Source organism: Pseudoalteromonas sp. B62, from assembly GCF_037162565.1.
Lineage (GTDB): Bacteria > Pseudomonadota > Gammaproteobacteria > Enterobacterales > Alteromonadaceae > Pseudoalteromonas > Pseudoalteromonas fuliginea.
In genome coordinates, this window is the sequence record NZ_JARLVB010000002.1 from 1 (window position 1) to 18,993 (window position 18,993).

The window sequence follows — 18,993 nt, forward strand, 5'->3', positions numbered from 1 at the left end:
GACATAATGACTCCCACACGGTGTTAGCCTCCGCTTTTCGTGGGTTAGCTTAATTCAAAGCCAGAGCCATAATTAGTTTGTCAATTAACTAAACAGCAGAGGCTAACATGAATAAACATAGCATACTTTTTATCGGTCTTGATACACATAAAGAATTCAATGAAGTCGCCTATATTGAAGAACATAGAGGTGCGAAACCCGTTCATCTTGGCCGAGTTTCGTCTTCCAAAGTGGCTGTTCAAAAGCTTGTTCGTCAGTTTGAATCCAAATACCCTGGCGCAACACTTCATTTTGTTTATGAAGCTGGCCCATGTGGTTATTGGATTTACAGATTAATTACCAGTCTCGGCCATTGCTGTTATGTGGTTGCACCCTCTCTTATTCCCAAAAAGCCAGGTGAGAAGATTAAAACCGATAAACGTGATGCCCTTAAGCTCGCTAAATTACTTAAATCTGAAGATTTAACACCTATTTATGTTCCCGAGCCTGAAGATGAAGCCGTACGTGATTTATCTCGCGCACGCGAAGTGGCAATGAAGGATTTAAAAGATGCTAAATATCAATTAAAGGCACTGCTGCTTCGCAATAATATTAATTACAGAGGCACTGCAAATTGGTCACAAAAACATTTACGTTGGCTCACTGAGCTTGTGTTGCCACATCCCGCGCAGCACATCGTCTTACAAGAGTTTTTACACACAATTAATGAACGAATAAGCCGACTTGAACGGCTAGACAATGAACTAACACACCATGTTCACCAGTGGCGTTATTATCCTGTAGTAAAAGCAATACAAGCTATGCGTGGCGTTCGTTTGTTGGTCGCCACCGGCGTTGTTGCTGAGCTTGGCGATTTATCGCGCTTCGACCACCCCCGCAAATTAATGAGTTATCTTGGTCTTGTACCTAGTGAGCACTCGAGTGGTGGCAAACGCCATATTGGCGCCATCACAAAATGCGGAAACGGCCGAGCGAGGCGCCTTCTCGTTGAAGGCGCACACACTTATCGGTATGCGGCAAATATATCGACAGATATGCAAAAACGACAAGAGGGTTTACCAAAGGACATTATTGATATTGCGTGGAAAGCACAACTTAGGCTCTGCAAGCGCTATAAAAAAATGATAGCCAAAGGGAAACATTACAACCTGGTTGTCACCGCCATTGCTCGAGAAATGATTGCATACATATGGGCAATTGCAAAAGAAGTGGTGCTAACGCCAGTAAATACAAAACTTAGATTGGCAAGAGTACCTGCATGATAAACGAATTAGAGTTAATGCATAGGATCAAGCATCGGGAGTGGCACAACCACCGACGGCGTTAGGATGGCAATGTAGCTAACGCTTCATTGAACCACGAACATAGACTGAAAACAGGTGCCATCGGTGACCGCCACAGGACGCAATAAGTAAGGTCTGCTCTGTTACTAGAAATAGTAATAACCAACGAATATCAGCAAGATAACCGACGACATTACTTGCTTCATCCTATGTATTAACTCGCTCTAATTCGAGCTAAAGTAATTATGGCTTAAAAAAGTTAGGCAGGGATCAGTGCGTTTAACTTGACAGTGGTAGTCATACCAACGCCCATATCACGGGCTATTGAATGTTGGACTGCTTTTTTGCAGCCTTTGTTTTTTCGCAAAAAACGGGCCGACGTTTAATTGTCCCAGTGCATATTTTTGTTAGGTTTTTAGCTTTTATTTTTAACTCGTTCTTTGGAAAAAACATCTAGCATTGCTTTATATGTTTCGAGTTTAAATTCATAAGCAGGGCTATTTTCAAACCAATTTACTTCAGTTCCCAGCCATCTAGGAACATAATCATCATCAGAAGAATCATCTAACCCAAATCTTGTCCATATAACTGTATTTCCTTTTATAAGCACTTCAACGACAATTAAAGTGCAATATAGATCCACATCATCAGGACACATTAACAATGGTAAAATAGCCGTTCCATTCTTAGGTAAAACCCTTTCCCAAACCACCATTTCTTCGACATCATGATTTAATGCTGAAAATAGCGTTGGTATTAAACCAAGATAATCTTGATCAGGTTTAAGCTGATTAATAATTGAATCCAAGCGAACACCATCAATATATATACAAGGGTATTCTTCTGACCAAAACTTAGTCTTAAAATACTTTGCTTCAATTAGATTCATGAACTATTCCAACGGTTGACCTGAAACCTAACGCCCGGCTCACCGAGCAAATTTTTGATGGCGGCTTTTGTGCGTATTTTTGCACAAAAGGTGACAGCGGAAATTTGTCCGGTGCAGCCGTTTGTTATGCCTTGATTCCAAGGATTTCTCTAAGCCTAATAGCATTGGAACAATTTCCGTTTATGTATTTGTTGCCGTTTTTAATAAATGGCAGTTGTTGCCAATCTTCACCGCCAACGCAACCTATGAGGCTACTTTCGAAAACAAAGTCTTTGAAATTTTTTGCTAGCTTGACTGCGTGTCCATCACCGTCATCATGGCTTAAATAGACAACTGGCTCTGCTTCAGGGGAGGACATATCAATTGCCAAATAATCGCCGTTTCCCACTTCATGAAACGCAAGCTTGTTGCGCCAAACAACATCATATGGGTCTTCCTTGTTTGGAAAACACTCTTCGACCCAACCATTCTTTGACTCATTAAAATCATAGAGCCATTCTAGTGACCAATGCCTGTCACCCGAGAAAATTTCCGACATTTCGTCTTCGAGTTCAAATTCATCAGGTAGAAACCAACGATACTCAACTTTTCTTGAGAAGCTAAGCAAAACCTCTTTCAGTGACTTAGGCAAAGGAAAACCTAGCTTTTCCTCTAAGGCAGCAACCTCTTTTTCAGTTGCGGGATCTTCTATGGTGAAAGCTTGGACATCACCTCCGATAGCTTTTACTGCATTGGCGAAGGTTTTCCAGTTGTCTATGATTTCGCTATATTCCATGATTCGCTCTTGAGGCATAACGCCTAAATAACAGGCTAAAAATAGTGGGCTAAAATGGAGCGGAGCGAACAGCCCGCTGTTTTTAGTCCTTGTTGATTTTCTTGTTAGTGTTCTTTGATTTAATAATGAATTTCATAGCGCCTAAGTGAAAAAAAGGCAACATAACATATGCGAGCAAAAGAGAATCAAAAAACAGTATCCATCGAAAAACTACGGCCTTCTCTTCTAGGTTACAGAGATCGCGAGATAATATCTCAAAGCAAACTCCATCAGGTGAACCTAGAATATAAACTCCTATTACAAAAAGTACTAAAGCGATCAAAACTCTTTTGAACATTTCAGCTTTTAACTGTTTGCTAGCCTTGACTCTCAGCTGAAACCTCCGTGAACACTAACAATTTTGTATACGACATTTGTCGTTTTATAAACCGACAAATGTCCATATATTACGTTGCATCTATTTTAGTCACGAAATAACTCCATGTAAACAAATGGTTAATATCAACCCGGTTTTTATAATTGTAGAAATACACCAAAATGGTGGAGATCAGTAATATTGGACAAAACAACAATCACTGTCTGTATTCACAGCATTTATTAACCTAGGCAACCAACTAAATTGATAACAAAAGACGGTGTTACTAATAACAAGTACTGCTTTGGCAGTTGCTTTTTATAGGCTGACCAAGATCAAATTTTAATTTCATACACGTAAGTACTGCCTAGCTACTTATCGCTCATTACTGTCTGTTTAATAAGATAAGCCTGTTCATTAAATCTATAAACACACACCAACGATGACAGTACCGATTAGTGAAAATATAATGGTTTATTAATACAAAATTGCACGTTATTGTTTAGTACTTAACACTAGAAAATGATAAATAAATGGCTTTTTATATTCTGGCATTGTCAATATTCTTATAATACGACAACCCCTTTGGCACTACTTAGTAGCTTTAAGTGTTGTAAGTGCTTATGCTGAAGGTTATATAAATTTATATGCTCTGCTGAGCACTGGGCTTTACGTTGTTTTATACTACTGTGCGCTAAATACAAAGCGGGCAATAATACGCACTATATTAGGTACTGTTTTTGTTATTACCTCATTAGCATTAGCACTTCATTGGGTGCCTGGTTTTAGTAACCTCCCTATTGTTATAAACGAGCGTATTACCAGCGATGCGATTACTTTTACCCTTTATGCTAATTTTGATAAAGCTATGGCTGGGTTATTTCTTTGTGCTTATTTTTATTCAAATAAAAGGCCTTTAAAAGCAGACTCTAATAAAGCGGGTCAATTAAACGTTAAACAACCCATTTTAATAGTTATTGCTACTGTTTTAGCTACGCTCATAGCGGCTTTAATGCTTGGACTTGTAAGCTTTAACCCAAAAGTGCCCGACTTTTGGTTAGCCTTTATTGCTATTAATCTTTTATTTACCTGTGTTGCCGAGGAAGCTTTATTTCGAGGTTTACTACAAACTAAGCTTAGCCAAATTATTACACCAACCCGTTTAGCGCTACTTGCTCCTTTAATTACGGCTGGTATTTTTGCTTTGGCACATTTTGCAGGGGGCATTAACTATGTGCTGGTCTCGTTTATAGCAGGCTTAGGATACGGCTATATTTTTTATAAAACGCAGCGTTTAGAATGGGCTATTTTATGCCATTGGTTAGTGAACGTTTGCCACTTCTTTTTGTTTACTTACCCTATGCTCAATAAAATCTAAATACATTTACAAATGCTAACAATTTACTTAGTAGTAAACATTGCCCGCATTTGATTTTGTTAGTAATTTACTATTTCAAATAATAAATTAAGGGACTAATAAATATGCGGCGTTTTATAACAATAATGAGCGTGGTGTTCGTGTTAACTGGCTGTTCTGGCGTTACTTTTCATACAGATATAGACAACGGCGTTTTATCTCAAGAAATTGGCACCTACATTAATAAAAGAGATTTACAGCAATTTTATAGCGACCAAGAAGCACACGAAAGTGGCGCAACACTTTTAGGCCGAATAGAAGCTGAAAGCTGTGATGGCGATGGACTGGGCAGCAATAATGTAAGCTACAATCGCTCTAAATCAAATGCTACCGATTTACTTAAAGCTGATGCCATGCGCAGAGGCGGGAATGCTTTTACTATTAACTCTTGTAGCGAAACGTCTGTATCGTATTGCGACTTATCTGTTTTATGTAGCGGACAAGCCTACGACTATCAATAAGTAAAAGTGCAAATTATATATTAAGCGCAAAGCTAAGTAGTACGCGCTTTCCAGACTCGATTTTAGATACGCTATGTTCGTACTTATCGGGTCTAAACAAATACACACGATTAAATAAATTTATAATGCATTTTGAGCATTTAAATACCCCACCTGTTTTAGGTTGCTCTAATACAAAATTGAGCTTGTAATAGCGCCCTTGCTGCACAGGGTCAATATGGTTCATTACGCTGTGATTAGTTGGGTAAGTAACAAGGTTTATCGAAAATGTATTACTGCTAAAAATAGCTTTGTTTTTAACGGTTGCAATCATACTGCCTCCTATGAGTTTATATGCCGCATTGTAGCATTTAGTAAATTATGAATGCTTAGGCTAAACAATATCAAAATACGATGTCATATAGCTAAACAGCCTGAAACAAAAAAGCCGAGCTTAGTAAAGCTCGGCTTTTAAAAGTACATTGTTTAGCAATTATGCACTTGGGTATTCGCGGTACGCACGCTCTATATTTTTAGCCTGCTTTTTAGAAATACCTAAATGAGCAAGGGCTACACGTAAACGAGCACGTGATAAGTCAGACCCCAATATTTCCATTGCATCAAGCACTGACGTACTTGATGTTTTGCCTGTAATAGCGACAAAAATTGGCTCTAAAAAGTCTTTAATTTTAAGCTCGTGGAATGTTGCAACTTCTTTTGCAATTGCAAAAATAGCTGGCTTTTCAAAGCTACGTAAACCTTCAAGCTGCCATACAAAAAATTGCAGCGCTTGGCGTATTACGTTTTCGTCTGCTTTGCCGGCTGTTAATAGCGCAGGATCGTAAGTTGGAATCCCCCCTACAAAGTGCCCTGCAAGCTCAACCATATCCGACAGCGTATTAATACGTGTTTTAACTTCTGGTAATATTTTAGCGAGCATTTCGCCGTTAAACTTCCAATCAACAAAGCGCTGAATTAACTGCTCGTCGGTTAGGTTTTCGCGGATCCACATGCCGTTTAACCAGCTTAATTTATCTACGTCGAATACTGGGCCACCAAGCGATACACGCTTCATGTCGAAGTTTTCAATCATTTCATTAAGTGTGAACTTTTCACGCTCATCTGGCATTGACCAACCCATACGGCCTAAGTAGTTAAGCACGGCTTCTGGCAGGTAACCCATTTCTTTATAGTAATTAATAGATGTTGGGTTTTTACGCTTAGACAGCTTTGATTTATCTGGGTTACGTAGTAATGGTAAGTGACCAAGTACTGGCGCTTCCCAACCAAAATCTTCATACAGTTTTAATAATTTAGGTGCTGAGTTAATCCACTCTTCGCCACGGAAAATATGACTAATTTGCATATGGTGGTCATCAACTACGTTCGCTAAAAAGTACGTTGGGAAACCATCCGCTTTTAAAAGCACTTGCATGTCTACGTTTTCCCACGGGATCTCAATTTCATCTCGTAGGTAGTCGTTAAACTTAAATGTGCCTTCGCTTGGGATTTTCATACGTATAACGTAAGGTTTGCCTGCCGCTAAGTTTGCTTTAATTTCTTCATCTGTATGGTTTAAACCACGACCGTCGTATTTAGGGCGCAAGCCTTCTGCCATTTGCTCTTCACGCATTTGATCAAGCTCTTCGCTTGTTGCAAAGCAGTAAAACGCTTTACCATCGTCAACTAACTGATGCGCGTATTTTTTATATAAATCGCTACGCTCAGATTGACGGTAAGGACCAAATTCGCCACCCACATCAGGACCATGATCCCACTCAAGCCCTAACCAGCGTAAGCTATCCATAATCGCAAGTTCAGACTCTGGCGTGCTACGTACTTGGTCTGTATCTTCTATACGAAGTACAAATTCACCGCCTTGTTGTTTAGCAAAACAGTAGTTAAATAAGGCGATATAAGCGGTGCCAAGATGCGGGTCACCAGTTGGCGACGGGGCAACACGGGTGCGAATTGTCATGGTATATTCTCTTTAAATAAGTGAGATAGTAAAAGTGGTTTATGCAGCTACTTTGTTTAAATAAGCAATAATATCGTTTGATTCATACAGCCATTGTACTTGGCCATTTTGCTCTATACGCAGGCAAGGTACTTTAACTTTGCCACCTTGCTCTAGTAGCTCTTGACGATATTGCTCATTGTCTTTTGCATCACGCGTTTCTATGTTTAAGCCTTCGCGTTTAATGGCGCGACGTACTTTTACACAAAACGGGCATGCTTTAAATTGATACAGTTTAAATTGTGAGGTTTGCTGATCAAGCTGTGCTTGCTCGTCGCTTGCACGCTTTTTACTGCGAGGAGTAAATACAAAATTAAAGAATAAGATTATACAACCTAAAAACCAACGAACTAATTTCATGTTCTGTGCTCTGCTTACAACAATTTAAGGAGCCAGATTTTAGCACAAATTTGCAATCAAAAAAGTGTAATACTCCGAGAATTACACTCAAGTAATTTAATTTACTAAAAGTGCTTCTATAGCAATACCATATCATCCCTATGAAGTACTTCTGCGCCACTATCGTAATCGAGTAATTGGCCTATTTGACTAGAGTGCGCACCCTTTATTTTATTTACCTCAACGCTACTAAATCGCGTTAAGCCCCGTGCAATCACTTGATTTTTTGCATCTATTAAATCAATTAAATCACCGCGTTCAAAACGTCCAAATGCATTAGTAACGCCTTTAGCGAGTAAACTTGCGCCTTTATTTTGAAGGGCGCCAATAGCACCTGTATCAATAACAATTTGACCGGTACTTTTAGGCCCGGCTAGTAACCATTTTTTACGGCCATCTTTTGGGGCGGTGAGTTTTAAAAAACGCGTGCCTGGTAACTCGTCACTCATACATTTTAAAATAACGTTTTTACCTGCACCTTTAGCAATAATAACTTCAACGCCTGCGCGCCTTGCAATATCGGCGGCTTGCAGTTTAGTTGCCATACCGCCGGTGCCTAAATTTGTGCCACTGCCACCAGCAAGTTGGCGCAGTTCATCGTTTATATGTGTTACCTCGCCAATGAGGGTGGCATCGGCGTTTGTGCGCGGATCGCTGGTAAATAAGCCTTCTTGATCGGTAAGTAGCAATAGTTTATTAGCATTAGCCAAAATAGCGACAAGCGCCGATAAATTATCGTTGTCGCCTACTTTTATTTCACTGGTAGCGACTGCGTCATTTTCGTTAATGATGGGTACAACGTCGTAATTTAATAACGCATTGAGCGTATCGCGTGCATTAAGGTAGCGCTCTCTGTCGTCTACATCAGCGCGAGTAAGCAGCATTTGTCCTACATTTATCCCATATAAACCAAACAAGCTCTGCCAAATATGAATAAGTTGACCTTGTCCAATTGCAGCAAGCATTTGTTTATCAATTAAGCTTCTGCCACAGGGTTTTAATAGCTGTTCACGCCCAGCAGCTACCGCGCCGCTCGATACTAAAATAACCTGGTGGCCTTGTTTTTTAAGCTCGCAGCATTGGCGTACTAATTCAACCATGTGTGCTTTATCTAGTTTATCGGTGCCGCCAGTAAGTACGCTTGTACCAAGCTTTACAACTATTACCTGTTCCCTTTGCATGTGCTTTTTACTAATCATTAATTAAAGATGAATTAATTTATACCAGCTCGGTATTTTTGAACAAGTTAAAAATATTCATGCTAGGATCTGATTTTATTAAATTATATAAATTACTCTCTATGCCTGCCAGTTTGTGTTTAATTATTGCCACCTTTTTATGGGGCAGCTCTTTTATAGCGCTTAAATATGCCATTGCCATTTACGACCCTGCCTTGGTAATATTTTTACGCATGCTCACCACGTTAGTTTTATCGCTTTGCTTATGGCGCTACGTTATTCGCTTTGAGTATTTAAAAGGTGATTGGAAGTATTTAGTGGGTATGTCGCTTGCTGAGCCTTGCTTGTACTTTTTATTTGAAGGCCATGCAATGGAATATACATCAGCCTCGCAGGCGGGTGTTATTGTGTCGTGCTTACCTATAATTATTGCCCTACTTGCCTTTGTATTACTTAAAGAATACATAAGTAAATCCATTGTGGTCGGTTTTACGCTGTGTATTGGCGGCAGTATTTTACTTACTCTTCTATCCCCAAATTCTGAGCAAGCACCAAATCCGTTACTGGGTAACTTTTTAGAGTTGATGGCTATGGTGTGTGCGGCATTTTATACCGTAAGTATTAAGCATTTAGCTAATCGCTATTCCCCCTGACTTTAATTGCACTTCAAGGTATTAGCGGCAGCTTGTTTTTTGCACCTTTTTTGTTTTTTATCGACCTACCAAGCGAAAACCAACACGACTTAACCGCGCTTATGAGTATTTTATATTTAGGTTCGTGTGTAACCCTTGGCGGCTACGGCATGTACAATTATGCTATTAGCAAAGTATCGGTATTAACCGCGGCTGCATATTCTAATTTAATTCCTATTTTTACACTTATTTTGTCAGCTATTATTTTGGGCGAAGTGCTCAACGTGTGGCAATGGCTGAGCATATTTGTGGTATTTATTGGTGTAATGGTAAGCCAGCGCCATCAAGAACTTGTGGTTGATATACCACTTAGTGAATCGGGCGAAGACATTTGCGCAGATACAAGCAATCTTAAATCAGTACCTGAGGCAAGCGAATCAAAAGGGTAACAGGTAAGCAAGTACAATCCAGGTGTTTGTAAAAAGTCATGTTGAGATTGATGAATAACCTCAATCCCCGTTACTTCATAGTTTTGTATCACCCCACTTTGCAATTGTAAAGTAAACGCCTCCCCCACTTTTGCGTTTTGTAAAAATGCAAAGTGGGTGTCGTTATGCCCTGCTATTAGCGCGCCTTTGTTGTTACCAAACTCTTTACCACCAAGCGCCCCTGCGGGTAAAAATTGGCTTGGCGCAAATGCTAAGTTACGCCCGCTTGCTCCTGCCAATACACTTAAAGTTTTATTGTGGCTTGGCCAATTAAGCTTTGCAGTAACGTAACTGTCTGCGTAATACCACGGTTTTACTTTAGTGCCGGGTGATTTAAGCGCCTCTTGCCATGCTTGCTCAATTAACACTTGAGCAAGCCACGCTTTTGCCTGCATATAAGTGCCGTGCCCAAATAATCCAAGCCCAGCTATTAGTAAGCCCGCGCTTAGCCACTTTTTCATTTATGCTCCCTACTTAATTTAAGCCCTCGGTTTATTTTAAGCGCGCCAAATCCTAATAATAAAATACAGCCTAATACTATATGCAGCCTGCTTTGCCCATCGGTTTGTGGTAAACGCATTGCCATACCTTGCGGTACTACATTAGTAGCTTGCGCCGTTTGCTCTGCCACTTCTTTTATTTGAGTTTGTTCAATCGCTATAAAAGCAGTAAACGGGCTAAGTAATTGATGAGTAAGCGCAAGCCCCTGTACTTCATCTTTAACGGTACTTTGCTCGTTGTATAAAAGTAATGACTTAATTTTTTGGCGCGCCCACAGTTTTGCTATACCTTGAGCGCTTGAACTATTTTGTGTACTTAATCTAATACTTAAAGGCCCTTGTGCTGTTTGCCCAGCAAGTACCACATTTTTAGCATTATTAAGTTTTATAGCGACCATGATAGGCTCGCCAAAATATAAATCAGGAAGTGGTGATGGCCAAAAATCTAAGTTGTTACCGCTTTCATCGCTTAGCGCCACATTAGTAATAGCCGGATGTGCAAGCTTATCAAACAACTGCTGCATTTTAGGTTGCACCTCGCTTGTGCTGCCTATAAACGTAAATGAGCCTTTACCTATATCTGCCGCTCGGCGCATAAAAAAGCTATTCGGTGCGCTGCCAATACCCACTGTGAATAAGCGGCTATCGCCTAACTTACTTTGAATATTTTTAAATAATGCATCTTCGTTGCTTACGCTGCCATCAGTTAAAAATACAACTTGGCGTACAAAACCATCAAACTCGCTGCCATCAAGTACGGCATTAAGCGCACCTTGTATTTCAGTGCCGCCGTCGGCTTCTAGGCTATAAATAAATCGCTCTGCACGGCGTAAATTAAAGTCACTGGCTATAAGTGGTTTATCACTCATTGGAGTTACTATGTTGTCAAAACCAATAATGTTAAAGCTGTCGTCGCTATCGAGTAATGACAGCGCATAAAACAAGGCTTTTTTAGCTTGCTCCATAGATTGCCCGTGCATAGAGCCTGACGTATCAACTACAAATACCATTTCACGAGGTAAGCGTTGAGTTTGTGTAAAGTGATCCCCTGGTGGCATTAGCATAGCAAGTCCGTATCGGTCACCATTTTCAAACTGCTGAGTAAAAAATGCGGCCTGAGCCTGCTCTTTTTGCAGCGGTTTAAACTCAAGTAAAAAGTCGCGATTAACTGCATTTGTCTCATTTAATGCTATTTTATATTGTCCAAACGCAGTGTTTTGCACATCAACATTATGAAATTTAGAATTGATATCCACCAGCTCTAAGCCTACGTCTATATCTATGTTTAAGCTAAATTGGCTGCTTGGTACGTTATCATTTTGATTACTGCTTTTAATACTGTAAACAGGGCTTAACCATCCCGTTGGGAGTGAGTTAACGTGCGCTTGTTTTTGAGTACTCACCTCAACCTCACCACTAATCGCGTGATAACGCGGTGTAATGGTAGTAGGAAACCTAATAGCGAATGTACCGCTGCTATAATCAATTATTTCTTGATACTCAAGCTCAATAATTACTTGCTCCCCAGGGCCAATATTAGCCACATTCGTAATAAACATATTGGCGCGTTGCTGGCGTACAAGGGCCGCTTGCTTGCCTGCTTTTTTAGCCTCCTCGTATTTTTTTTCGGCTTCTACCTTTTTATCAATTTGGCCTTTAATAACTCGCTCACCTATACGCATCGTCATCGCATGTACGGCGCTTTCATCAGGCAATGGGAAAACGTAGCGCGCATTAACCGCAAACGGGTTTTCGTTTTGATAGGTTTGCGTTACTACAACATGATTAATTAGGCCAGTTAAGGTCATATTGGCGTCGCTTTTTAATATTATTGCTGGGCCTGCTGGCGCACCATTGCTATCAAAAAGTTCTAACTTGGGTGATTGCGCTTGGCTTTTGAAGCTCGCTAACAGCACAATCGCTATGAATATAAAAATGCTTAATTTAGTAAGCATTTTGGTTGGTTTACTCAACATAAAATCACTCCATCGAACGCTTTGTTTTACTTAGATTCAGTTAGTTTTAGTTACTCGCCGTTTGGCCATTTACTGGATTCATTGAGCGAGTGGTAAGCGTTACGCGTCTATCAAAAAAGTTATCTTCCACCGTGTTGCTGTTAGCTAATGTTTGCTGCTCGCCAAATGCCTGCGTGCTTAAACGTTTGTGGCTCACACCGTGTTTTATTAAGTAGCTTTGCACGGCATTTACACGCGCTTTAGAAAGTAAAAGGTTCGCTTGCTCATCGCCGCGCTGATCGGCAAAGCCACTTAAATCAAGTGCGAGTTGTGGTTGGTTGTTTAACAAGGTAACCAGTTGGTCTAACTGCAGTGCAAAATGCGGGGCAATAACACTTGAACCTGTTTTAAATTGTACTGTCATCGCCAATAAGTTATTAATTTGAGCTTGAGTTAACTGCTCATTTTGATTGGCAAGCACTTCTAGCTGTTGCTCTAACATATTATTGTGGTTAAGCACGTGTTGGTAATCGCTGGTTTTTTCTTTCATGACCGTAATTGCACGCTCTTGCTCTGCAATTTTGTTATCAGCTACTTTTGAATCGCCTATTAAACCACCGGCAAATGCCCCAATAAACGCACCTATTGGCCCGCCCACTACGCCGCCAATAATAGCGCCTGCACCTAGTCCAATAGCCGTTTCTTTATGGGCTTCTTTTGATGGCGTGTTAGATGTTGAGGCAATTGCTGGAGTACAAAAACTAGCAACGAGTGTTAATGCAATTAATGTCTTCTTCATGATTTGATCCTTAAACTTACTTTTTAATTTGTGATGTTTTGTTTTGATGGACCTATTAAAACAAGCTCAAGTGGCAGCAAAGGGGATCAAAAATGGCAAACTGCTGAGCAATTGTGGCAAAAAAATGGCAATTGCCTTTTTAACCTTACTTAATACCAACCTGCATAAATCTTTGATCAATTTAACGAATTAAATTGCACTATAACGTCGTTAAAAGTTTTTTATTTAGAACAACTAGATATAAAAACTTTTGCCTAGCTCTAGCGTAATTTTCTTAACGTTAAATAGACCCCATATATAAGCAGATTGGTATAACTTAAAAACTTCGTTATAGTGCACAGCAGAGCCGATAGGATAATGATTAAGATGAAAAAAATAGCCATCGTTGAAGATGAACCCGCAATCCGCGAAAACTACATAGAAATGCTGAGCGCACAGGGCTACCAAGTCAGTGGCTTTGAAAATCGCGCCAGCGCTGAAGCTGCATTTAAAAACGCCCTGCCCGATTTAGCCATTGTTGATATTGGCCTAGGCCATGAAATAGATGGTGGTTTTTTACTGTGCCAAACATTGCGTTCGCTTTCTAAAACACTGCCTATTATTTTTTTAACCGCCCGCGATAGCGAAATAGATACTGTATGCGGCCTGCGCATGGGCGCCGACGACTACCTAACAAAAGACATAAGCTTGGCTCACTTGGCTGCACGTATTGGTGCGCTATTTCGCCGAATGGAAGCACTTGAACAACCCGCTGATGCAAACGCTCTCATAACACGCGGGCAGTTAACGCTCGACACGCAACGTATGCAGGTATTTTGGCAGCAACAATTAGTTGATTTAACCGTAACCGAATTTTGGATGCTGCATTCACTCGCCCAGCGACCAGGCCATGTTAAAAGCCGTAACGATTTAATGAGCGATGCAAAAATTTATGTAGACGACAGCACTATTACTTCACACGTAAAACGTATTCGTAAAAAGTTTATAGCACTCGACAGCTCCTTTGATTGCATAGATACCGTGTATGGCATGGGCTATCGGTGGGAACAACACTAATGCTACGATTTGGTCTGCGCAGTAAATTTATATTGCTTTCATGTTTTTTGTTTTTGCTGCCGTGGCTTGGCTACGAGTACGTATGGGAAATGGAAAAGTTTTTACGCCAAGGCCAAGAAAAAACCCTCGTAGGCACTACTCGCGCACTTGCCACTGCACTACATGAACGCCCTGCATTATTTGACGAGCAAACCAACTTTTTAGACCAAGTAGTAAAAGGCCGCGATTTATACGCTTATAATCTTAAAAACCCTATTCAGCTCGACGGTAAACTTAACGATTGGGACAGCTACCAACCACTATTTTGGCATTACGATAAGCGCTACTTACAAAAAACAGATAACAAACATCAAGCCCGTGACTTATCGTTTTATCATATGGTGGGAAAATTTGATAACTACTTATACGCCGTATTTAAAGTAACCGACAATACCCTTATTTATCGCGCTAAAAATAGCTTAAGTATTACCAATAACGATTATTTACAAATTGGCTTAAAAACACCTGACGGCCAATTTAATACCTATATAATTGCGCCACGCCAAGATGGCTGGGTTAATGCGTTTGACGCAAATACCAAAGCCCCTTTTACAAAAATTCAGGGCTATTTTGAAAGTACCGAATCAGGTTATAACGTAGAGCTGCGCTTTCCTATTAGCATGCTAGGCAACAAACTTGGCTTTGCTATTGTTGACGTAGATAGTAAAGAGGCATTGTTAGAGCCTAAAATAATGTCGACCTCAAACTTAAATAACCCAAACGATTTAGGCTCAGTATTAGTCCCTTCCCCAGAAATTAGCCGTATATTAAAAGGTATGGGCCACAGTGGTAGCCGTATTTGGGTAGTTGATAACCATCATCGCGTACTTGCACAATCGGGTACTATTCAAAATGCAGATGGCGTATGGGCTGATGGGCTTGCTAACCAATCACCTGAAACTTGGTGGCAGCGCTTTGAGCAAAATTACTTACACCCAATTTACTATAAAATATTAACGCGCCCCGAAAATGAGTTTTTAGATACCCTGCACGATGTAGCTTCTATGCAGGGCACACATTTAGCGAAAGCATTAAAAGGACAACCAGCATCGTCTTGGCGCTTAACCCCCGACAGCAAAGCCGTTATTTTATCGGCCGCTTACCCTATTTGGATTCAAGACCAAGTAATTGGCGCGGTAATAGCAGAGGAAACCACAAACGGCGTACGTACGCTGCGTAATAAATCACTCGAAAAACTCTTTAACGTTATTTTAGCTGTGATGCTAATTGGTACTGTCACCTTGTTCTTTTTTGCCTCACGTATATCAAACCGAATTAGGCGACTGCGCGATACAGCTGAGCAAGCAATTGATGCACAAGGGCGTGTTACCGGCAGTATTAATTACAGCGACGCTAACGATGAAATTGGCGATCTGTCTCGTAGTTTTTCAAACATTGTGAGCCGACTTGGTGGCTATACCGATTACTTAGAAAATATGTCGTCGCGGTTATCACATGAGCTGCGCACGCCGGTTGCCGTAGTGCGCTCGTCACTCGAGAACTTACAAAGCTTGCCACAAAACGAGCTGAGTCAAAAATACCTCGATCGCGCCAGTGAAGGCGTTGAACGCTTAGGGAAAATAATAACCACCATGAGCGAAGCCACTCGCCTTGAGCAAAGTATTCAAAGCAACGAGCCTGAGCCTTTTGATTTACAAAAAGTAATAAGTGGCTGCATGCAAGGCTATCAGCTTACTTACCCAAACCAGTTATTTACGCTTGATGTATGCCAAAACAAATTACCAATGCAAGGTGCACCGGAGTTTATAGCTCAGCTGCTTGATAAACTTATTAATAACGCGCTGGAGTTCAGTGAAGTCAATACGGCTATTAATGTAAGCCTTACGCAGAGCGAAAATAAAGCAATATTAACTGTGAGAAACACAGGCCCTGCTTTACCCGAAGGATTAACTGAGCATATTTTTGATTCAATGGTGTCGGTACGTAGCCAGCAAATGCAGCAACAGCCACATTTGGGGTTAGGGCTTTATATTGTAAGGCTGGTGTGCGATTACCATAAAGGCAGCGTAACTGCGCAAAACAACGAACAAGCCGATGGTGTAGTATTTACCGTAACACTGCCGTTAGTAAATGGTTAAGGCTGTATTTATACCGTTATATTTATAGCCACAGCACTATATGCAAATAGTAAGTACGTAATAAATTAAGCTGTATATTTTTAGTTAAAAAGAGTTAATTTAATTTACCTTAACTCCATATAAATTAACAAACAAACAAACCCCTCTCACCCCTTAAAACCTGCCGATTACAATTTAGTACAACTTCATATGTAACTATTCACTTTTAATTCAGTCGAACGACCATACCCTAGTTGCTTATTGAGGAGATTACTTTATGAAAGAATTACTAGAACGTGAAGAGCTAGACTTTATTTTTGACCTATATAGGCCATCTAAAAAGCCTAAATCTGAAAATGTAAAACCAAAGAACGCTAATTATAAAGAACTTCGAAAACCCGACATACCTAAAAACGAAGGCGTGTCACACTATTTAATTTAACTCAGCCTAACGTTGTTGAGCTTCCAGTTTCTCGCTTTGTAAAAATGCTTTAATGCAGTTTATTTCTGCTAGTTTTACTTCTTCGCCTATTTCAGGGCCTTTTTTGCCATTTTTAAGCGCATCTTGCACTACTTGCTTCTTATCCATTTTTTGCAGCTCAGTATGAATTGCTCGCAGTTTAGCTGCTTGCGGGTATGGCTTATCAACCAATGTTTCACCACGGCCTTGCGCATCACATTGGCACGCTTGAGTAAACGCTATAAAACGATTCGGATGCACCAAAGCATTTAAGTTAGTCACTATTAGCTTGTGAACGGTTTGCGGCCTTAACTGATCAATTGTGTGGCAAAGGGTGTGATTATCACTGGTGAGTACACCAACATCACGAAAGCGATTAGGCACTTTTAAGCGCTCACAAAACGCCTCAATAATTGCAACACCTTCGCGTTCGTGCCCACGTAAATTTCCATACTTTTTAAAACTAAGCGCCTTACCAAAGTCATGAGTCAGCGCTGCAAAACGAGTTTCCAAATCAAAATTTAAATCTGCGGCGCGCCTAAGTACCAACATAGTATGCACAAATACATCCCCTTCAGGATGATGGTTTGCTGGCTGCGGTACATTAACCATGCGCTCAAGCTCTGGAAAAATACCCAAGCCTTGCAATGCTTCAAAATAAAGCTCAGGGTACTTTTCACCCAGTGCTTTTTCTGTTTCAAGCCACACGCGCTCAGGTACTAAATGATTTAGCTCACCTTTATTTTTAAGCTCGCGCATCAATGCATACGTACTTGGGTGAATACGCCAATCGCTGCCATATCGCGCTAAAAAACGGGCAATACGCAGTACCCGTACAGGGTCTTCTACAAATGCAGCGGTGGTATGGCGCAGTATTTTATTTTGTAAGTCTGTTTGGCCATTAAACGGGTCAATAATATTACCGTGTTCGTCAAGCGCCATTGAATTTATAGTTAAATCGCGTCTTGCTAAATCTTCTTCGAGCGTAACGGTTGGGCTGGCATCAACCACAAAGCCAGTATAGCCTTTGCCACTTTTGCGCTCTGTGCGCCCTAGTGCATATTCTTCTTTTGTTTTTGGGTGTAAATAAACCGGAAAGTCGCTACCTATTGGCACAAAACCAAGCGATTCCATCGTTTTTGGTGTTTCCCCAATCACTACATAGTCGTTATCTTTTGATTTTATATTTAGCAGTTTGTCGCGCACTGCACCGCCAACGAGGTAAACTTGTTTTAAGTTACTTTTCACTTTATTCCCAATAACACTTGCCCAATTGTTTGACGCTAATCATATCATTAATTAAAAAATTCTGCGGTATTTGCCAAGCCTAAACAAGCTCATTACAATGGCCCATTATTTTTAGCTACAGCCTCATAATTAATGAAAAACCATTCATCAAAAAAAGAACTTATGTTACTGCCTATTTTATTGGTAGTTATTTTAATGTGCGTAGCAGGTCACTTTTTGCTACAAGCAAACTTTCAAGACAGTAATGTGGTTGAATACATGTTGGCAGCACTGCCGTTTGCTATGTTTGGATTGGTTATTGTGGCGTTTAAAATGGCGGCTAAGAGTGAAAAAGAAGAACAAGAGGAATAACTGATTTTTCGTGGCGTAATTAGCGAAGGTATAGTTACCAATAGGTCATGCCTTATCCTTCGGTGTAAAAACGAGATTCCAATCCAACCTAACACTTCATTATTTATGAGCCATGGGGATATATTGCAATGTCAAAAGAGTACTTAAAAGAGCATCGGCTAGGCGAAGTCATCGCACTAATTCAGGTCTTAGCATTCCATCGAAATACAAGTCGTAGTGAAGAAGGCTTAATTGAAGAACTAAAACTAATTCCAAGGTCTGCGAATTCTTGGGTGGAGCTATCAAAATCCCACCCTGAGCTATTTCGTGTTAGAGATGAGGAAGATAAAATAAATAGGGTCTCTTTAGTATCTCGTTACGTAGCATCTTACGAAACCAAAAATGGTAAGAAAATACGTGAGCGATTAGAGCCGAGTTTAGTGCAAAAATTAATAGAAGTTGCTATTGAAATTCATGATAGGCAGGTTTCAAACTTTGAGCGATGGAAGGTTATAGTCCCACTACTAGTAGCATGTATTAGTGCAACGGCTGTCATAACTGCAACTCTAATGAAAATAGCTAATTAACAGATAACAACACACGCTGATGAGCACTAAAACTTATTTTCCACCGCAGATTTTAGTAGCGTTGTTCC

18 protein-coding genes and 1 pseudogene are annotated in these 18,993 nt (G+C 40.3%); 9 read left to right on the plus strand and 10 right to left on the minus strand.

All coding sequences use genetic code 11. The annotated features are described in order from the left end of the window. Window positions 1-107: 107 nt before the first annotated feature. Window positions 108-1,262 (plus strand): IS110 family transposase, encoded by a 1,155-nt coding sequence (locus P4S71_RS04250; protein WP_033040661.1) that lies wholly within the window; start codon window positions 108-110, stop codon window positions 1,260-1,262. Between the two features lie 436 nt (window positions 1,263-1,698). On the opposite strand, the gene P4S71_RS04255 is transcribed toward P4S71_RS04250, so the two are convergent. After that, the gene (locus tag P4S71_RS04255) at window positions 1,699-2,172 is read right to left on the minus strand and encodes a hypothetical protein (RefSeq protein ID WP_337150175.1); all 474 of its coding nucleotides are present in this window, start codon (window positions 2,170-2,172) and stop codon (window positions 1,699-1,701) included. Between the two features lie 124 nt (window positions 2,173-2,296). Continuing rightward, entirely contained in the window at window positions 2,297-2,947 is a 651-nt protein-coding gene (locus P4S71_RS04260; RefSeq protein ID WP_337150176.1) for an SMI1/KNR4 family protein, read from the minus strand. An 884-nt stretch (window positions 2,948-3,831) separates the two neighbouring features. On the opposite strand from P4S71_RS04260, the gene P4S71_RS04265 reads away from it, so the two are divergent. Then, complete coding sequence (locus P4S71_RS04265) at window positions 3,832-4,680, plus strand: lysostaphin resistance A-like protein (protein ID WP_442961707.1); 849 nt, start codon at window positions 3,832-3,834, stop codon at window positions 4,678-4,680. A 104-nt stretch (window positions 4,681-4,784) separates the two neighbouring features. Beyond that, complete coding sequence (locus tag P4S71_RS04270) at window positions 4,785-5,180, plus strand: hypothetical protein (protein ID WP_337150178.1); 396 nt, start codon at window positions 4,785-4,787, stop codon at window positions 5,178-5,180. A 13-nt stretch (window positions 5,181-5,193) separates the two neighbouring features. Here the strand turns inward: P4S71_RS04270 and P4S71_RS04275 are convergent, their stop codons facing one another. The 4 genes from P4S71_RS04275 to proB all read right to left on the minus strand — a co-directional run bounded on the left by P4S71_RS04275 (window position 5,194) and on the right by proB (window position 8,756). Next, window positions 5,194-5,493 (minus strand): hypothetical protein, encoded by a 300-nt coding sequence (locus P4S71_RS04275; protein WP_007377003.1) that lies wholly within the window; start codon window positions 5,491-5,493, stop codon window positions 5,194-5,196. A 159-nt stretch (window positions 5,494-5,652) separates the two neighbouring features. Next, window positions 5,653-7,137, minus strand: coding sequence for a glutamate--tRNA ligase (gltX, locus tag P4S71_RS04280; RefSeq protein WP_033037980.1), 1,485 nt, complete (start codon window positions 7,135-7,137; stop codon window positions 5,653-5,655). A gap of 39 nt (window positions 7,138-7,176) precedes the next feature. After that, window positions 7,177-7,536 carry a glutaredoxin family protein gene (locus P4S71_RS04285; protein WP_007581591.1) on the minus strand — a complete coding sequence of 120 codons (360 nt, stop codon included), beginning with the start codon at window positions 7,534-7,536 and terminating at the stop codon, window positions 7,177-7,179. A 116-nt stretch (window positions 7,537-7,652) separates the two neighbouring features. After that, window positions 7,653-8,756, minus strand: coding sequence for a glutamate 5-kinase (gene proB / locus P4S71_RS04290; protein ID WP_170071763.1), 1,104 nt, complete (start codon window positions 8,754-8,756; stop codon window positions 7,653-7,655). Window positions 8,757-8,875: 119 nt separating this feature from the next. Here proB and P4S71_RS04295 point away from each other — a divergent pair. Next, window positions 8,876-9,834: pseudogene (locus P4S71_RS04295) on the plus strand (DMT family transporter). Here the strand turns inward: P4S71_RS04295 and P4S71_RS04300 are convergent. The 3 genes from P4S71_RS04300 to pdsO are packed head-to-tail and all read right to left on the minus strand — an operon-like array spanning window position 9,729 to window position 13,127. Further along, the gene (locus tag P4S71_RS04300) at window positions 9,729-10,334 is read right to left on the minus strand and encodes a class GN sortase (RefSeq protein WP_076915761.1); all 606 of its coding nucleotides are present in this window, start codon (window positions 10,332-10,334) and stop codon (window positions 9,729-9,731) included. The pseudogene P4S71_RS04295 and the gene P4S71_RS04300 overlap by 106 nt on opposite strands. Then, window positions 10,331-12,349 (minus strand): marine proteobacterial sortase target protein, encoded by a 2,019-nt coding sequence (locus P4S71_RS04305; protein WP_337150179.1) that lies wholly within the window; start codon window positions 12,347-12,349, stop codon window positions 10,331-10,333. Before P4S71_RS04305 ends, P4S71_RS04300 begins: the two co-directional genes overlap by 4 nt. Before the next feature lie 46 nt (window positions 12,350-12,395). After that, window positions 12,396-13,127, minus strand: coding sequence for a sortase-associated OmpA-like protein PdsO (gene pdsO, locus P4S71_RS04310; protein WP_337150180.1), 732 nt, complete (start codon window positions 13,125-13,127; stop codon window positions 12,396-12,398). Window positions 13,128-13,493: 366 nt separating this feature from the next. On the opposite strand from pdsO, the gene pdsR reads away from it, so the two are divergent. From pdsR to P4S71_RS04325, 3 genes are all read left to right on the plus strand, one after another. Then, window positions 13,494-14,183: a proteobacterial dedicated sortase system response regulator gene (gene pdsR / locus P4S71_RS04315; RefSeq protein ID WP_337151594.1), complete on the plus strand. Its 690-nt coding sequence runs from the start codon at window positions 13,494-13,496 to the stop codon at window positions 14,181-14,183. Then, window positions 14,183-16,321: a proteobacterial dedicated sortase system histidine kinase gene (pdsS, locus tag P4S71_RS04320; RefSeq protein WP_337150181.1), complete on the plus strand. Its 2,139-nt coding sequence runs from the start codon at window positions 14,183-14,185 to the stop codon at window positions 16,319-16,321. Before pdsR ends, pdsS begins: the two co-directional genes overlap by 1 nt. Window positions 16,322-16,577: 256 nt before the next feature. Then, window positions 16,578-16,742: a hypothetical protein gene (locus tag P4S71_RS04325; RefSeq protein WP_002961633.1), complete on the plus strand. Its 165-nt coding sequence runs from the start codon at window positions 16,578-16,580 to the stop codon at window positions 16,740-16,742. Between the two features lie 6 nt (window positions 16,743-16,748). On the opposite strand, the gene P4S71_RS04330 is transcribed toward P4S71_RS04325, so the two are convergent. Continuing rightward, a complete protein-coding gene (locus P4S71_RS04330; RefSeq protein ID WP_337150182.1) occupies window positions 16,749-18,008 on the minus strand; it encodes a multifunctional CCA addition/repair protein in 1,260 nt (419 codons plus the stop codon). Window positions 18,009-18,140: 132 nt separating this feature from the next. Between P4S71_RS04330 and P4S71_RS04335 the strand changes: the two genes are divergently transcribed. Both P4S71_RS04335 and P4S71_RS04340 read left to right on the plus strand, forming a co-directional pair. After that, on the plus strand, window positions 18,141-18,359 hold the full coding sequence (locus P4S71_RS04335) for a hypothetical protein (RefSeq protein ID WP_033023621.1): 219 nt from the start codon (window positions 18,141-18,143) through the stop codon (window positions 18,357-18,359). Window positions 18,360-18,487: 128 nt separating this feature from the next. Beyond that, window positions 18,488-18,925 (plus strand): hypothetical protein, encoded by a 438-nt coding sequence (locus tag P4S71_RS04340; protein ID WP_033037986.1) that lies wholly within the window; start codon window positions 18,488-18,490, stop codon window positions 18,923-18,925. The last annotated feature ends 68 nt before the right edge of the window (window positions 18,926-18,993 follow it).

Bases quoted from the DNA above. Each gene is read 5' to 3' on its own strand.
- gltX (WP_033037980.1), bottom strand. From the start codon at position 7,137: ATGACAATTCGCACCCGTGTTGCCCCGTCGCCAACTGGTGACCCGCAT.
- P4S71_RS04285 (WP_007581591.1), bottom strand. From the start codon at position 7,536: ATGAAATTAGTTCGTTGGTTTTTAGGTTGTATAATCTTATTCTTTAAT.
- P4S71_RS04300 (WP_076915761.1), bottom strand. From the start codon at position 10,334: ATGAAAAAGTGGCTAAGCGCGGGCTTACTAATAGCTGGGCTTGGATTA.
- P4S71_RS04340 (WP_033037986.1), top strand. From the start codon at position 18,488: ATGTCAAAAGAGTACTTAAAAGAGCATCGGCTAGGCGAAGTCATCGCA.
- P4S71_RS04270 (WP_337150178.1), top strand. From the start codon at position 4,785: ATGCGGCGTTTTATAACAATAATGAGCGTGGTGTTCGTGTTAACTGGC.
- pdsR (WP_337151594.1), top strand. From the start codon at position 13,494: ATGAAAAAAATAGCCATCGTTGAAGATGAACCCGCAATCCGCGAAAAC.
- P4S71_RS04250 (WP_033040661.1), top strand. From the start codon at position 108: ATGAATAAACATAGCATACTTTTTATCGGTCTTGATACACATAAAGAA.
- P4S71_RS04335 (WP_033023621.1), top strand. From the start codon at position 18,141: ATGAAAAACCATTCATCAAAAAAAGAACTTATGTTACTGCCTATTTTA.
- P4S71_RS04260 (WP_337150176.1), bottom strand. From the start codon at position 2,947: ATGGAATATAGCGAAATCATAGACAACTGGAAAACCTTCGCCAATGCA.
- P4S71_RS04325 (WP_002961633.1), top strand. From the start codon at position 16,578: ATGAAAGAATTACTAGAACGTGAAGAGCTAGACTTTATTTTTGACCTA.
- P4S71_RS04275 (WP_007377003.1), bottom strand. From the start codon at position 5,493: ATGATTGCAACCGTTAAAAACAAAGCTATTTTTAGCAGTAATACATTT.
- P4S71_RS04305 (WP_337150179.1), bottom strand. From the start codon at position 12,349: ATGTTGAGTAAACCAACCAAAATGCTTACTAAATTAAGCATTTTTATA.
- proB (WP_170071763.1), bottom strand. From the start codon at position 8,756: ATGCAAAGGGAACAGGTAATAGTTGTAAAGCTTGGTACAAGCGTACTT.
- pdsS (WP_337150181.1), top strand. From the start codon at position 14,183: ATGCTACGATTTGGTCTGCGCAGTAAATTTATATTGCTTTCATGTTTT.
- pdsO (WP_337150180.1), bottom strand. From the start codon at position 13,127: ATGAAGAAGACATTAATTGCATTAACACTCGTTGCTAGTTTTTGTACT.
- P4S71_RS04255 (WP_337150175.1), bottom strand. From the start codon at position 2,172: ATGAATCTAATTGAAGCAAAGTATTTTAAGACTAAGTTTTGGTCAGAA.